The sequence below is a fragment of the Chroococcidiopsis sp. CCNUC1 genome, from assembly GCF_023546805.1.
GTDB classification, from domain to species: Bacteria; Cyanobacteriota; Cyanobacteriia; order Cyanobacteriales; family Chroococcidiopsidaceae; genus Chroococcidiopsis; species Chroococcidiopsis thermalis.
In genome coordinates this window covers 4,387,177-4,400,560 of record NZ_CP097480.1, presented here as the reverse complement: position 1 = coordinate 4,400,560, position 13,384 = coordinate 4,387,177, and the positions used below count along the sequence as shown (strand labels likewise).

19 protein-coding genes and 1 pseudogene are annotated in these 13,384 nt (G+C 45.4%); 13 read left to right on the top strand and 7 right to left on the bottom strand.

The annotated features are described in order from the left end of the window. Positions 1–14: 14 nt before the first annotated feature. Positions 15–185, bottom strand: a complete 171-nt coding sequence (locus M5J74_RS20195; protein ID WP_158631919.1) for a hypothetical protein — start codon at positions 183–185, stop codon at positions 15–17. On the opposite strand from M5J74_RS20195, the pseudogene M5J74_RS33570 reads away from it, so the two are divergent. The 6 genes and pseudogenes from M5J74_RS33570 to M5J74_RS20170 all read left to right on the top strand — a co-directional run. Beyond that, positions 179–350 (top strand): annotated as a pseudogene (locus tag M5J74_RS33570) (phosphatase PAP2 family protein); the annotation flags it as partial. The gene M5J74_RS20195 and the pseudogene M5J74_RS33570 overlap by 7 nt on opposite strands. 109 nt (positions 351–459) lie before the next feature. Next, a complete protein-coding gene (locus tag M5J74_RS20190) occupies positions 460–816 on the top strand; it encodes a deoxyribodipyrimidine photo-lyase (protein ID WP_250012969.1) in 357 nt (118 codons plus the stop codon). Between the two features lie 51 nt (positions 817–867). Continuing rightward, positions 868–1,314: a hypothetical protein gene (locus tag M5J74_RS20185; protein ID WP_250012968.1), complete on the top strand. Its 447-nt coding sequence runs from the start codon at positions 868–870 to the stop codon at positions 1,312–1,314. Between the two features lie 60 nt (positions 1,315–1,374). Beyond that, positions 1,375–2,070: an FAD-binding domain-containing protein gene (locus tag M5J74_RS20180; RefSeq protein WP_245570561.1), complete on the top strand. Its 696-nt coding sequence runs from the start codon at positions 1,375–1,377 to the stop codon at positions 2,068–2,070. A gap of 28 nt (positions 2,071–2,098) precedes the next feature. Next, the gene (locus M5J74_RS20175) at positions 2,099–2,260 is read left to right on the top strand and encodes a hypothetical protein (RefSeq protein ID WP_250012966.1); all 162 of its coding nucleotides are present in this window, start codon (positions 2,099–2,101) and stop codon (positions 2,258–2,260) included. Between the two features lie 22 nt (positions 2,261–2,282). Then, positions 2,283–2,540 carry a TIGR03643 family protein gene (locus M5J74_RS20170; RefSeq protein WP_106166590.1) on the top strand — a complete coding sequence of 86 codons (258 nt, stop codon included), beginning with the start codon at positions 2,283–2,285 and terminating at the stop codon, positions 2,538–2,540. A 98-nt stretch (positions 2,541–2,638) separates the two neighbouring features. Here the strand turns inward: M5J74_RS20170 and M5J74_RS20165 are convergent, their stop codons facing one another. Further along, entirely contained in the window at positions 2,639–3,592 is a 954-nt protein-coding gene (locus tag M5J74_RS20165; protein ID WP_015155594.1) for a DUF5996 family protein, read from the bottom strand. A 283-nt stretch (positions 3,593–3,875) separates the two neighbouring features. Further along, entirely contained in the window at positions 3,876–4,172 is a 297-nt protein-coding gene (locus M5J74_RS20160; protein WP_305883642.1) for a hypothetical protein, read from the bottom strand. 101 nt (positions 4,173–4,273) lie between these two features. On the opposite strand from M5J74_RS20160, the gene M5J74_RS32855 reads away from it, so the two are divergent. Continuing rightward, on the top strand, positions 4,274–4,396 hold the full coding sequence (locus M5J74_RS32855; protein WP_256498545.1) for a hypothetical protein: 123 nt from the start codon (positions 4,274–4,276) through the stop codon (positions 4,394–4,396). 347 nt (positions 4,397–4,743) lie between these two features. Here the strand turns inward: M5J74_RS32855 and M5J74_RS20155 are convergent, their stop codons facing one another. Then, positions 4,744–5,793, bottom strand: a complete 1,050-nt coding sequence (locus tag M5J74_RS20155; protein WP_106216518.1) for a hypothetical protein — start codon at positions 5,791–5,793, stop codon at positions 4,744–4,746. A 619-nt stretch (positions 5,794–6,412) separates the two neighbouring features. Between M5J74_RS20155 and M5J74_RS20150 the strand changes: the two genes are divergently transcribed. From M5J74_RS20150 to M5J74_RS20130, 5 genes are all read left to right on the top strand, one after another. Further along, positions 6,413–7,318, top strand: coding sequence for a bile acid:sodium symporter family protein (locus M5J74_RS20150; RefSeq protein WP_015155597.1), 906 nt, complete (start codon positions 6,413–6,415; stop codon positions 7,316–7,318). A gap of 310 nt (positions 7,319–7,628) precedes the next feature. Further along, complete coding sequence (locus tag M5J74_RS20145) at positions 7,629–7,979, top strand: cupin domain-containing protein (RefSeq protein WP_015155598.1); 351 nt, start codon at positions 7,629–7,631, stop codon at positions 7,977–7,979. Between the two features lie 181 nt (positions 7,980–8,160). Next, positions 8,161–8,526 (top strand): hypothetical protein, encoded by a 366-nt coding sequence (locus M5J74_RS20140; protein ID WP_015155599.1) that lies wholly within the window; start codon positions 8,161–8,163, stop codon positions 8,524–8,526. Between the two features lie 190 nt (positions 8,527–8,716). Beyond that, positions 8,717–8,881 (top strand): hypothetical protein, encoded by a 165-nt coding sequence (locus tag M5J74_RS20135; RefSeq protein WP_158631970.1) that lies wholly within the window; start codon positions 8,717–8,719, stop codon positions 8,879–8,881. 60 nt (positions 8,882–8,941) lie between these two features. Further along, entirely contained in the window at positions 8,942–10,375 is a 1,434-nt protein-coding gene (locus M5J74_RS20130; protein ID WP_041462517.1) for a cell wall metabolism sensor histidine kinase WalK, read from the top strand. A gap of 89 nt (positions 10,376–10,464) precedes the next feature. Here the strand turns inward: M5J74_RS20130 and M5J74_RS20125 are convergent, their stop codons facing one another. Together M5J74_RS20125 and M5J74_RS20120 are read right to left on the bottom strand one after the other, a co-directional pair. Further along, a complete protein-coding gene (locus M5J74_RS20125) occupies positions 10,465–12,027 on the bottom strand; it encodes a GMC oxidoreductase (protein WP_015155601.1) in 1,563 nt (520 codons plus the stop codon). Between the two features lie 38 nt (positions 12,028–12,065). Beyond that, on the bottom strand, positions 12,066–12,245 hold the full coding sequence (locus tag M5J74_RS20120) for a glycoside hydrolase 100 family protein (protein ID WP_127025309.1): 180 nt from the start codon (positions 12,243–12,245) through the stop codon (positions 12,066–12,068). 186 nt (positions 12,246–12,431) lie between these two features. On the opposite strand from M5J74_RS20120, the gene M5J74_RS20115 reads away from it, so the two are divergent. After that, positions 12,432–12,614 carry a hypothetical protein gene (locus tag M5J74_RS20115; RefSeq protein WP_106170429.1) on the top strand — a complete coding sequence of 61 codons (183 nt, stop codon included), beginning with the start codon at positions 12,432–12,434 and terminating at the stop codon, positions 12,612–12,614. Positions 12,615–12,698: 84 nt separating this feature from the next. On the opposite strand, the gene M5J74_RS20110 is transcribed toward M5J74_RS20115, so the two are convergent. After that, entirely contained in the window at positions 12,699–13,373 is a 675-nt protein-coding gene (locus tag M5J74_RS20110) for a response regulator transcription factor (RefSeq protein WP_015155603.1), read from the bottom strand. Positions 13,374–13,384 lie beyond the last annotated feature (11 nt).

Genomic DNA, 13,384 nt, shown 5'->3' with positions numbered 1-13,384 from the left:
AATTGAGCCAATTTCTATTCCAACGCCTCAATTTCCGCTTTTATTTCTTGCTGCTCCTTGCGCCGAGCTTTGTAATATTCCATCCCTGCTTGAATTTGTGCCGCACGGGAACTATCTGCCATGCCATAAACTAAGCTGCCAACAAATGCAGCTAAACCAGATGGATCTTGCTCGTAGGCTCTCATCCGCTTTTGTCTTAGTTATCGGTTGGACGCGGTTATACTTGGGCGTGCATTATCAAGCGCGACATTTTGGCAGGCTGGACGGCTTCAATTGCTTGGGCAGCGGGGGTTAGTTGGGTCATCAGACCTTGGCGGCGACGTAATTTGAGTCAGGAAGCAAATAACTAACCGTGCTGCACTGAGTATCTGTTACGGGAAAAGCGCGAATCTACACTCATCCAGACAAAGATCGCTCCCTTTTGGGAGAATAAAATCAGTATAAATGTACTAAATCGTCATGCACATACTTTGGTTTCGCCGCGACCTGCGACTTAGTGACAACGAAATCGTTACCCTAGTAGCAGCCAACAGCGCTCAAGTTTTACCTTGTTTTATCATCGATCCCTGGTTTTACCAACAGCCGGATGTGGGTAAGGCAAGGGTCAGGTTTTTATTTGAGTCGCTAGAAAACTTAAACTCAAATCTCAAACAGCGGAGCAGTCAGCTGTATTTATTTGAGGGTAATAGCGTCGCCGTACTCCAAAGTCTCACTAGAGAGCTACTGCAACAAGGTCATCGTCCCAAACTATTCTTCAACCGTGACGTGCAGGTGGAGTATGGGATTAAACGCGATAACTTCGTTAAGCTTCGCTAACGCACTGTCCTTGACTTCTATCGTCAACTAAATCTTGAGTGTCATCTGGGTTTGAGCAGCTTCCTGCAAACCGAAGACCGCACCGACTCTTGGTATGAAGAATACTACACTTACCAAAGACAACCGCTACATCAAGCTCCGACTCAAATTAATACCCCGCAGCTATCTCTCAACCTGCCACAACTAACATTTGAGGAATTGAAGCAGAAGTACAGTCAGTTTTGGACTGCGGATAGTGGCTATTTCAATGGAGGAGAAGACAGCGCGATCGCCACTCTAGACTCATTTCTTCGCTCTCGATTCCACGGCTACCACTGGAAACTGTCTCGCCCTTGGCTGGCACAGAAGGGTGCGACTTCTCACCTGTCGCCCCATATAGCTTTCGGCACTATATCAACTCGACAAATTTATCAAAGCACCAAAGCTAGGGCAGCAGAGTTAGCGAATCAGCCCAAAGCCGAGTTTTCCCTCAAAGCATTCCGCGTTAGCGAAGCTTAACGAAGTTATCGCCTACGATGGCGCGATAGTTTTACTCAGAGACTCTACCACCATCCAGAAATAGCCCACACCAACCGCTACCCAGAATTTGACGAGTGGTATTTACCGGACGAGCTAACACCCCAAAAGCAGGAATTGTACGGGGCGTGGCAGGAGGGAGAAACTGGATTTCCCTTAGTAGATGCTTCCATGCGACAGCTCAAGACAATGGGATGGATGAATTTCAGGATGAGGGCGATGTGTGCCACCTTCCTAACCATCAACTGTGGTGTTTCCTGGCATCACGGGGCGCGGCACTACATGAATTATCTGGTCGATGGTGACTTGGCGATCGATAACTGGCAGTGGCAGATGCAAGCTGGGGTGACTAACCCGCTGTCCGATACCTTCCGCATCTATAACCCGAATAAGAATATAGAAGATAAGGACTCAGATTTAAGGTTTATCTACCATTGGATTCCAGAGTTACAGGGTTACAGCTTGCCCGAAATTCTCTCACTCGTTTACCAGGGTGAAAGTCACTATCCTGCACCTATATTGAATTGGTCGCAAACTCGGAAAGTTAACGGCAAAATTGTTTCGGATTTGCGTAAACGGGTGAGGGAGCGGCTAATTGCCCAAGGAGGCGATGAGTATGAAGGGGCGGCGATTGCTAAAACTACAGTAGATAAATATTGGGAGGTTAAGGATAAGCAGTATCAGGAGTACCGATGTAGACAAGAGAAACTGGATTTTGAAGCACTAAAGAATTTCTAGCTATTGGGGCGATCGCTACTTTTTCCTGGTGGTATCTAAAGTAATTATTGTCTCACTAACTGGAAGAGCGCGATCGGATCTACATCGGACACGAGCAAACAACGATAAATCTTTTCGGCAAAATACCAAGATAGCAGCAGATAGTGGACTGTTAATTGTCGTCTGGTCTTTACATAACTTAAAATTGTGAGAGGGAGAGATGAAAGCGCGTTATGAAGAAGTCGCCAGATTTAGCACCTGAAACTATTGACCGGATTATTGAAATGGCATGGGAGGATCGCACCCCATTTGAAGCGATTGAACTTCAGTTTGGTTTGTTAGAAAAGGATGTCATCGCCCTGATGCGTCGTCAGATGAAGTCGTCCAGTTTCAGAATGTGGCGGGAGCGCGTGACTGGACGCAAGACCAAGCATACCCACAAACGGGGTTTCATTGAAGGAAGATTTAAGTCACAGCGCCAGAAAACTTAATCCCTTGTGCGAGAGGCGATCTAATCTTGTAATCTTTTCGGGCTTTGTTTAGATACTCCAGCTCTATGTGCTGCCAAAATTCTCAAATTCATCTCAATTTAGTTGGCATTATTGAGGATGACTGGAGTATATTCCAGTGCTGCTCGATCCCAATTGCCTAAATTAGCAGCCGCCTCGTAGGTGCTTTGGAGGAAACTAAGTAGCATGGTATCTGGATCGTCAGCTTGTCGCACGGCTTCGTAGGGCAGGATGAACTCTTTCATTTGGGAGCTATAGAACGCTGAGTGCGGCTGCACTAGGTAATCTTTGAAGCCTTCTGGTTCTGGATAGGCGTAAGCATAAAACAGCGCTTCGGTCGAACCGCCTCCAAACCAAAAACCACAACTGCTCACCTCGTGGGAGTATGCTTCTCGCGTCACCCAGTCTGCCATATTGGGGACACCACCAGGATGTTCTGGCGCACGACGACCAGAGAAGCGAGTTACAGCCAGGTCAAAACTGCCCCAGAAAAAATGTACTGGGCTACACTTGCCAACATAGCGAGAGCGAAATTGGCTCATCACTCGGTTCGCTTGCATCAAAATTCGCCAACACCGTCGAGCATATTCTGGGTCGTAGGCAGCATGAATCTGGTCTTGCTCAAACGGAATCGGCTTGTCAACTTCCTGCGGCATCGTCCAAATCTGCACCTGGATGCCAATCGCTCTCAAGGTACTCATCACCGCTTGATAAAAATCAGCCACGGAGCGGGGAGCTAGTGCAATGTTCTTGGTCGTGCCGTCGCTAGTCTCGATGCGTAGCTGATGGTCGAGAAAATCAAAGTCGATTTGAAAGCTGCCCGTTTTGTAGGGGATGGCGGAAGTTGTCAATCCGCGTGGAGTCACGTACAGCGTGGAATGCCACCAGTGATTGATTTTAGGAGCCAAAGTCAGGCGAATTTTCCCAATAATCTGAGTCCATAGGTGCAGTGTTTCATAGGTGTCCTGCCACTCGGCAAGCGACAAACTAGACCAGATGGTAGCGTCAGACGTGTCAGGTGCAGGAGCGACCATAATGGAAACCTCCGAGGCGGGAAAGAGATCGGCGAATTGATTGCTAACAACAGTCTATAATCTACTTGGTTGTGTTACAAAAATTGTTGCCAACGGTAAGTACGCGATCGCCGCTATTAATCTTTTCGGGCTTTGTTTAGATACTCCAATTCTTGGGAGCTAGCCAGTAGTCCTGGGGATACCCTGGAGGCGGGGGAACAACAGGAAAGCACCGAGCAGGTAATCGATAATATTCTGATAAACTGCGATCCCTGCAAAAGCTTTGATTTTTTCCAGTGCTGCTTTAAAAGCTGCGATCGTAGTTCTGTCGATGGCGCAGATGAAGCGGGAAAGGTAGATTGGCGATCGCTCCGGCTTGTTGAATGATGTGGTGTAGCGATCGCTCGCTGAGCCGCTGCTTGCGTTCCGAGGCAAATAACCAATCTGTAGTGCGCTGCTCCTCAAGCTGCTGGAGAATGTCAATTTTTGTCTCACATAGAAATAGAAGTTGTATGTTAGTAGGGGCTTGAGTTTGGGGTTGTAGGTAATCAGGCTTGGAACGGATGCGATCTACACGCAAAATCTTTTCGGCAAAGTTAATGTCGCACCAGCGCAGCCAACATAACTCTGCTGGCTGTAGGGCTTGGCAGAATAGCAGGATGGCGAGTGCCTAGTTTCTAATGGGGGAGCGGGTATATTCCAATGCATCAATCAGCGCGTCCACTTCACTCAGGTAGAGAAATTCGCGATCGCGTCGCTGGGAGAAGGGAGACTTGCGTGGGGGTAGAGGAGGGGGCAATCTATAACAAAGCCCGAAAGAATTAATCGTTGACTCAAATAATTATAGGTTGAATCGCCATTGGGCAGCTCATCTGCCTTCCTCCCAAAAGGGCAAGCCAGCCTTCTCAGCTTTGGTTTAGCTATAATCCAGCAATATTTGAGAGTTGTAATTTCGCTTCCAATTGCGGTAGTGAACCGCTAGTAGGCTAAATCGCTTCATTGAAGCGGTCACATAAATAATAGAATTTGGGTCATGATAAATTTTCTAAACTTGACAAAAATCTCAAAGGCTCAAAGAGCTAAGATTAACTCTGTAATTGAGAACTCACCTGATTTTCACAAAATTTACAAGCCTTACAAAAAAGTCAAAAATTATCCTGACTTTAGAGAAGCTACAGACTCCCTAAAACTACCCAACCTGAATTTTCTGCAAAACTAATTTGTCGAATCTCTCTGCCCGAACGATGATATTTCCACAACGTATTAATCAGATCGTTTGGGATGTTACTGTACCAGAAGTCATTGCGCTCCCTCAAGATTACCCATCCTCCATTTGGGGCAAAAGCGATTTGCTTGATTTCTTCACCTGCCCCACGAAACTCTAGAAGTTTGTCGCTCATGTCATCTGGAATGTGACTATGTGAGAAAGTATTTTGTCCACTTGAGATAATCCAACCTAGATTGGCTGCGATCGCGATGTGCTTAATTTCTTGCCCTATATTGAAGGAACTCCAGAGCTGATTAAACATCCTTTTGGGTAGATTAGATTGCCAGAAATCGCACCGATTACGTAAAATAACCCATGCACCATTTGGAGCAAAGGTAACTTGCTTAATTTCTTCACCTGCATTGCTGAATTCCCACAACTTGTCAATCACATCATTGGAAATATCACTATAGAGAAAACCATTTCTTTCATATAAAACCACCCATCCTCCATCAGATGAAAACGAAACCTGCTTAATTCGCTCTCTTGCATTATGAATATGATTTAACTTGAATAGAAGATCTTTTGAAATTTGGCTACTATTTAGCGTATGAATATTTATCCGAAATCTTGCTAAGACTTTACGTTTAATTATAGCCAAAGGGCGAAAGATAAGAGCTTTTACTTTTCGTGAGAATCTGTTTGTTGAAACAGGTGTTCCCTTTTTTCGGGATACAAGACTACTTTCTCTTTCAGCAGGCAATTCAGTTTCAAAGATGCTTTGCGATTCTTCCAGTTCAGGCATCCAGCCGTATGACGTTGCTCTCTCAACAACATCAGCTTGGGAAAAAAAATTGTATGCATCATTGATTGCGATCGGTATCTCGGCAGCCTCAAGTACATCTGACTCTCTTAATGTGTATTTTTCAAGCTTCTGTACTCTTAGTTTGCCCTGACGCAATCTCAAAGCATCTTCCGGCACATAGAGTAGCCGTACAAAAGAATCTAATCCCATAAATTAGTGTTAAGGTCGATTCTGCCTTATATAGTTTGGAGCGCTGGCTTCAGAGCTATGTCAACCAAAAATACAGCGGTGTTCCAAGACAGGGCAATGTTAAAAAAAGGAGGCAAGTTAATCATTAGATGCGATGAACTCCGATCTCTATACTCGTTCTAAAGCCATAAAGGAATTGGTCTGTAGGCAGCAATGCTTCATGCTTGGATTGACATAGAAATATCGCCAAACTTCAATTAGTAAAATCTCCAATTTGTAGTAGAATTACTTGTTATTTACTAAAAGTTATATCTCGTGAGCCATTCTACTCAAATATACGATCGTGTAAGTAATTGTCGATACGTTGCTTGGCTTTGGTTTAAACGCGATCGAGCTTCAGTTAATTTCAAGATTTAAAACCTGCATAATTCAATGAAACAATAATCGGGAAAAGTTAAAGAGCAAGTCACCAGATTAGCAATTTTACTCTCAGTTAAAATTTATAATTTCAAAGCCTCGTCTTCTAGACACTCAGCAAGCTTCTCGATAGCTACAGAAAATCCGATACACGTAGAGATTGCTTGTCTAACATGGATGCTGCTGCACAACGCTGATTGAAAAAATAAACCTAGCTTAATCTATGCAAGCCAACTTTTTTACTGCCGTCCTCTTACCGATAGGTCTAGCAACCGTAATGCTAGGCATGGGGTTAACCCTCGTGCCAGAAGACTTTCAACGAGTCACCCGCTATCCCAAAGCCGTCGCTATTGGTCTAGTCAGTCAATTGCTCTTTCTCCCCATCGTCGGCTTTCTGGTCGCTTCGATCGTACCGATGCAGCCAGAAATGGCAGTGGGATTAATGGTACTGGCTTTGTGTCCAGGCGGACCTTCTTCCAACATGATTACTTATTTGGCGAAAGGAGATGTCGCCCTTTCCGTGACTTTAACGGCTTTGAGTAGCGCCATTACCGTATTCACAATTCCCATATTTGCAAACCTGTCACTGCAATATTTCATCGGACAAAATGCGGCGATCGCCTTACCAATTGGGCAAACGATGCTGCAAATTTTCGCGATCGCCATATTACCAATTGTTTTGGGAATGTCGATTCGGCAAAAGTTTCCCGACTTAGCCCGCCGACTAGAGAAGACCGCGAATCGGCTTGCCGTTGCCTTCCTCGCTTTAATTATCGTGGCAATTATAATTCACGAGTGGAATCGCATCCCCAGTTTTATCGCCCAAGTTGGAATTGGAGTAGCACTACTAAATATAATCTCAATGGCGATCGGGTTTTGGTTTGGCAAGTTGTTTAATTTGAATTTTGCCCAAAGGATCTGTATTGCAATTGAGGTGGGAATTCAAAATGCGACGCTAGCGATCGCGATTACTGCCGGACTGTTAAACAATCCCGATATGGCTGTTCCTGCTGCGATTTATAGCTTACTTGCATACGCCACCGCCATTCTTACCATTTTTTATGGGAGAAGATCTGTTCAAAAGATTTATCAGGAGGAGAGCGCCAACAATCTATCAACTCGACTTTAGCGATCGCACTACACGACAAAATAAGTTTGACCGAATCTTCAGCAAAATCTTCTTACCTTTTTTTCGCCCGAAGTTAACCGATGATTTCAAAATCTCGACTATGCGAGTCGATCTTTGTGACATATGACACGCTCATTTAAATTTAGTAGTTGAGCAAACACTAAAAATATTCAACAGAATGTAGCATAGTCAACCGTAGGAAACACAGCGATCGCTGAATGCTTTACTGCTAGGTTGACATGTTTGTCGAGCCAAACTTCAACCACCTACTAGTGTTGACTATATAAAGTTGGGAGTTACGGTTGAGCTGATGTACGAAAGAATCTTTGACCTCCAAACCTTCGCCTGCTTTTCTGACCAATGCGCTCAAGTCACTGAAGTTGTGGTGACGGATAACTCTAGTGTTGCAGTTTGGGCGGTACAACCTGGACAAAAGGTTGAAGCTCATCTTCACCCCAGCGGACAGGATACATGGGTAATGCTAAAAGGAACGCTGACTTATTATTTAGGGGACGGTCAGCGCCAAACACTGAGTGTGGGTCAATGTGCTGTTGCAGATCGATCGCAGATTCACGGAGCCGTGAATGAGGGCACAGAAGATGCTGTATTTGTTTCTATCTATTCAGCTCCACAGATTGGCTATGTCAAAGCATTGCCCTAGTTCGACATTATTCAGCCGAAATCTCGATTGACTCAGAGATTTTTTAGTAGGAACTCAGCGATTTCTCAGGCAATCCTTTTAGAGTAATTCTTTAAAGGTCATAGTTGGATTGGGACGATCGAGCTAATCTAACTCTGAAACATCAGTATGACACAAATTCAACAGAAGGAAACTCACTCGCATGAATACTCTTGTAAAAAGTATTGCCTTTACAACTATTAGCTTAGCTATAGCAACTACCTCCGCAAGTGCTACACAGTCAAATAATGTAGATACTCGCATGACTAACCATGCTAACACCATCGAACTGAATAGCCAAATAGCTCAACAATCTCCATCTAGTCCCCTGAATGAGACAAGATCTAGGCGTTTCATTGATGAGATGATTATGCTTCGGATGAAAATGGTTGAAGCAGCAGAGTCAGCACTTCAATCTCCAAATCCTGAAATCAAACGTATGGCACAGGAAACCATCAAAACTAGTAACACTGAAATTAAAAAAATGATGGAAATGCGGGGAAAATTTGGTATATATGAAGATGGTTAAGTTAGCCAAAGAACCACTTTAAATAATTCAGTACTTAGCAAAGCGCAATTTCTTGTTCTCTAATTCGACCCAGAGTTTTACGCGATCGCTGTTTATCCTCAGTCCCATTTCCCACTCGATTACCTGTAAAATCTTATTCTCTTCTATCTGAGCGGAAATAGTTGGCTTTTCTACCGTCCTCTTACTGTTTGTGGGACAAGGACTAACTGGGACGCGCGACTTGCTAGAAATTCCTTTGGGCTGGCAGAAACATTACATTGAGCAATGCGACTTCATGAATCAGACCTGTCCAGCCAAAACTTCACAGAGCCAGGTAGAGCAGGCACTAAAGGTAGCGCAGGCATCTCGCCTGTGAGGAGCAGAATAGAATTATGCAGGGAAGCAGGGGGACTTGGAGTCCCCGTCCCCGAAGGGGATGGGGAGAGGGGGACAGAGAACATTTCCTGAAGTATGGCGGCTCGATCCGTTTTCATTGCGATCGCGTTTAACAATTGGCATTGCAACTGTTTCCTCGGTAGGCTTGGGTAGCATTGCAATCTGGACGGGATGGCAAATGCAGCGCATCCTAATTAACAGCCACAAACAGGGAATTGAATACATAGCTGAACGCCTACCGCACGATGTAGAACTCTACAGTGAAATGTTGCCAGTAGAAACCGGATTAAGCAAAGCAATTAATAACCTGACGACTGCTGATACCCTTCTATGGGTAAAGCATCCTGATGGGAAAATTACAGCTAAGTCTGTCAGTCTCAAGATGCAGAACGATCGAAGTACGGCTGCTGCTTTAATGTCCCTAACACAAATGCCGTCTCAAGCCCAAGTCTCCGAAGTTAACGGACGCTACTTTGTGCTACGTGGCAGCTCATTGCAAGTCCGAGGGAGAGCAATCGGTCAACTGTTCGTGGCAAGAGACATTTCGCGCGATCGACAGATGTTTTTGGCAGTGGTGGGGAATTTGGGCATTATCAGTATAGGAGTACTGCTGGCAGTGACAGTAGCGATCGCTTTCTACCTGAAGCGATCGCTTCAACCTCTGCGCCAATTAAGCCAAATGACTCAGTTAATTTCGGCTGAAGATTTAGGGCGATCGCGATTGAATCTCGAACGCGCACCTAGCGAAGTGAAGGAACTGGCGCAAACATTTAATATGTTATTATCTCGCCTCTCTCAAGCTTGGGAACGAGAACGGGAATTTGTCAGCAATGTTTCCCATGAGTTGCGCACGCCGCTGACAATCGTGCATGGATACTTGCAAAGCGTATTGCGACGACAGCATAACTTAACAGAAACTCAACAAGAAGCTATAGAAACTGCTGCATCTGAAGCAGAACGTACCATCCGCCTCTTACAAGATTTACTCGATTTAGCCAGAGCAGATAGCGGTTATTTGCAGTTTCGGATCGATTCTTTTATACTCAACGATCTAGTAGCGGAAGTGGTGGGGATGGCGCGTCAATACAGCGATCGCGCGATCGCAATTGAGACAGAAACTTATCCCATCGTTGTGAAAGCAGACTACGATCGTCTCAAGCAAGTTTTGCTCAATTTAATTGATAATGCAATCAAATATTCTGAGCCAGATACGTCTATTCAAGTAAAACTAGACACTCAACCAGCAACAGCGATTATTCAAGTTTGCGATCGCGGCTATGGGATTCCCTTGCAACACCAATCTCGGATCTTCGAGCGTTTTTATCGCGTTGATGAAGCCCGTACTCGCACTACTGGAGGTTCTGGTTTAGGATTGCCGATTGTCAAAACTTTAGTAGAGGGAATGGGCGGTAGCGTGACATTGCGCTCAAAATTAGGCGAAGGTAGCGTATTTACAATTAGTTTACCTGTATAGCTCTGCTAAATACCAGTAATACGATCTCCGGTTAAATATCTGTCGTTATAATCGCAGCCAAGAAATGAAAAAATTATGGTGGCAGACTACTACATCAACTGTTTCAACAAATAATCGCCCACTCGTAGAGCATTAGCAACGATCGTTAATGTTGGATTTACTGCGGCACTGGAAGGAAAAAAGCTACCATCAACGACATAGAGATTATTAATTTCGTGAGTGCGACAATTGAGATCCAATACAGACGTTGTGGGATCTTCGCCAAAGCGACAAGTTCCGCATTGATGCCCTACTGCTTGTAGCGGGATTGTGTTGCGGGGGTAAAGACTGAAGGGCATGAAATGTTCTGCTCGATCGACCTGCTTGAGAACAGTCGCCCAACGTTGAATCAGTCGGCTAGCCGCTTCGGTATTATTGGGTTTGTACTCCAGGTAGAGGCGATCTCCTTCTACTCGCACTCTGTTGTCAGGGTCGGGTAAATCTTCGGTCTGTAACCACCAGCCTACACTACGGTCGGCGATCGCTTTCAGTTCTGCTCCCGGTCGAAGTTTTAACAAAGGAGCTAGTAAAGCAGGGGCTTCCGCAGGTAACATATCTGCTAGCACGTTGCCCGTGTTCTGCACCAAGCCCATTGGATAAGGAAAGCTCAGCTCCCCCCAATAGAAATCGCTGATGCAAATAGTCTTTTGATAAACATCTGAATTGAGCTTGGTACTCAGTTGCACCATCGCCGTGCAGTTGTGCTTCATCAGGTTCCGCCCTACCTGACCGGAACTGTTTGCCAGCCCGCTAGGATGCCGATCGTTTCGCGATCGCAACAGCAACGCTGCTGAATTAATTGCACCACAGGCAACTACGACAATATCGCTTGTGAAAAATTGATGCTCTCCATCAATTTCCGCTTCAACACGAGCGATCTCTCGACCAGAGGGACTGGTGTGCAGGCGCGTTACTTTGGCTGCTACGAGCAAGGTAACGTTTGTGCGATCGCGAATTGGTTGAATGCAGTTAACTTCAGCATCTGCTTTGCCGCGAGTTAAGCAGGGAAATCCATCACACGTATTGCAGCGAATACAGTTCTCCAAGCTGCGATCGACTTCATTGAGTTTCAGTCCCAAAGGTAGGTTAAATGGATGTAAACCTACCTGGGTTAGCAAATTGGCAAGTTCTTGCATCCGAGGTTCGTGGCGTACCGCAGGGTAGGGATAAGGCAAGCTTCGAGGTGGCTCAGTCGGGTCGATACCAGACTGCCCATGCACGTCGTACAATTCTTCTGCGCGATCGTAATAGGGTTCAAAGTCACGGTATTTCAGCGCCCACTCTGGCGAAATACCCTCTTTATGTTCGACCTGCTCAAAATCCCGTTCTCGCAATCGCAGTAAAGCCGCACCGTAAACTTTAGTATTGCCACCTACCCAGTAGCCAGTTGCGGGACGAAAAGTTTTGCCGTTCGTGTCATGCCAGCGTTCCTGGGTGTGATACCGCTCTCGTTGATAAACTTCTAAAGCACTCCAGTTCTCTTTCTCGATGGGTAAAAATGTGCCTCGCTCCAAAATCAAAATCTTTTTACCACTAAAAGCGAGACGATACGCCAGCGTACCACCGCCTGCTCCCGTTCCAATGATAATGACATCGTAATGTTGTGCGGTCATGAGTGAGTTCCTCTGAGCTAGAGAATAGGGGTCAGCGGTTAGAACACGCAAGAAGTCACATTCGGGACTTCATCAAAACTAATCAGGACGAAGTGGTTAGGGTTTTCCAAAAGTGTTTTGGAAACCAGAAAAGCCGCGATCGTCCAAGTCTGATATTTTCTCGCTGCTTTACGGCGATCGACGCTTCTGGCAGAGATGGTGCCTTGATTGTGGCTCATAAAATAGATCGAAAGATGATGAAACACTCAGAAAATTCACGTAAAAAGCTGATATGTGTATGAAAAGTAGCTGAGGAGTTTCCGATCGATCTCTCATATCGAGATATTTCGTCCGCTAAATTGGCTTTCACGGCAAGAGAGTATACTTTTATTCATCAAGATTCGAGTCGCTAAGGATCGATTATCGTGCAGCCTGAAGCACAGCAGGATGGAGTCAATGTAGCAGCCTTTGGACATCCAAAACAGCGCGTTTTAGAGGTTTTATCCTCCCTCAGCTATCGGACTGGCGAACTAAGTAGCTACCTGCTAGAAATTGCCCAAGGCGTGAGCGAACTAAAGAACTTTAGTTATGGGTTTAATGCCCGTTAAAAACCAACAATTATGTCGAGATACTACGCGGATGGACACAATTGTCAGCGTGCAATTACCCGTAGCACATTGTATCATTTGATATTACTCTCGCAATACATAGCCGACACCACGCACGGTGTGGAGCAAACGCTTTTCGTTGTTTTCTTCCAGTTTCAGGCGCAGGTAGCGAATATAAACTTCAATCACGTTGGAATCGCCTACAAAGTCATAACCCCAAACCTTTTCTAAAATTTGGTCTCTGGTAAATACCTGACGCGGATGGCTGAGGAGGTATTCTAGTAGATCGAATTCTTTGACAGTTAGCTCAATTGCTCGTTGACCGCGCAACACTTCGCGAGTTCGGCGATTCAAGCTTAAATCCTCAAATTGCATCAAATCTAAGTCTGGTTCGCTGGTACGGCGCAGATGGGCGCGAATTCGGGCAAGTAATTCCTCAATGCTGAATGGTTTAACTACGTAGTCATCAGCTCCAGCATCCAATCCAGCAACGCGATCGCCTACCTCATCTCTTGCCGTTAATAAAATCACGGGGATCTTGTTGCCAGTAGCACGCAGACGACGACATAGTTCCACTCCAGTTAACCCTGGTAGCATCCAATCCAGAATTGCCAGATCGAAAGCTGACTCTCGTGCTAAAGTCAGTCCCGCCACACCATCGTGCGCTACGCTGACGCAATAACCTTCGCTGTTCAATTCCAGTTCCAGGAATCGAGCCAGTTTGACTTCATCTTCAACTAGGAGAATATGTGCTGTCACGGTCTTATTCC

Coding starts and splice junctions, on each gene's coding strand:
- M5J74_RS20120 (WP_127025309.1), bottom strand. CDS start 12,245: ATGAGCCACAATCAAGGCACCATCTCTGCCAGAAGCGTCGATCGCCGT.
- M5J74_RS20190 (WP_250012969.1), top strand. CDS start 460: ATGCACATACTTTGGTTTCGCCGCGACCTGCGACTTAGTGACAACGAA.
- M5J74_RS20130 (WP_041462517.1), top strand. CDS start 8,942: ATGGGGAGAGGGGGACAGAGAACATTTCCTGAAGTATGGCGGCTCGAT.
- M5J74_RS20125 (WP_015155601.1), bottom strand. CDS start 12,027: ATGACCGCACAACATTACGATGTCATTATCATTGGAACGGGAGCAGGC.
- M5J74_RS20155 (WP_106216518.1), bottom strand. CDS start 5,793: ATGGGATTAGATTCTTTTGTACGGCTACTCTATGTGCCGGAAGATGCT.
- M5J74_RS32855 (WP_256498545.1), top strand. CDS start 4,274: ATGCATCAATCAGCGCGTCCACTTCACTCAGGTAGAGAAATTCGCGAT.
- M5J74_RS20150 (WP_015155597.1), top strand. CDS start 6,413: ATGCAAGCCAACTTTTTTACTGCCGTCCTCTTACCGATAGGTCTAGCA.
- M5J74_RS20140 (WP_015155599.1), top strand. CDS start 8,161: ATGAATACTCTTGTAAAAAGTATTGCCTTTACAACTATTAGCTTAGCT.
- M5J74_RS20195 (WP_158631919.1), bottom strand. CDS start 185: ATGAGAGCCTACGAGCAAGATCCATCTGGTTTAGCTGCATTTGTTGGC.
- M5J74_RS20170 (WP_106166590.1), top strand. CDS start 2,283: ATGAAGAAGTCGCCAGATTTAGCACCTGAAACTATTGACCGGATTATT.
- M5J74_RS20165 (WP_015155594.1), bottom strand. CDS start 3,592: ATGGTCGCTCCTGCACCTGACACGTCTGACGCTACCATCTGGTCTAGT.
- M5J74_RS20145 (WP_015155598.1), top strand. CDS start 7,629: ATGTACGAAAGAATCTTTGACCTCCAAACCTTCGCCTGCTTTTCTGAC.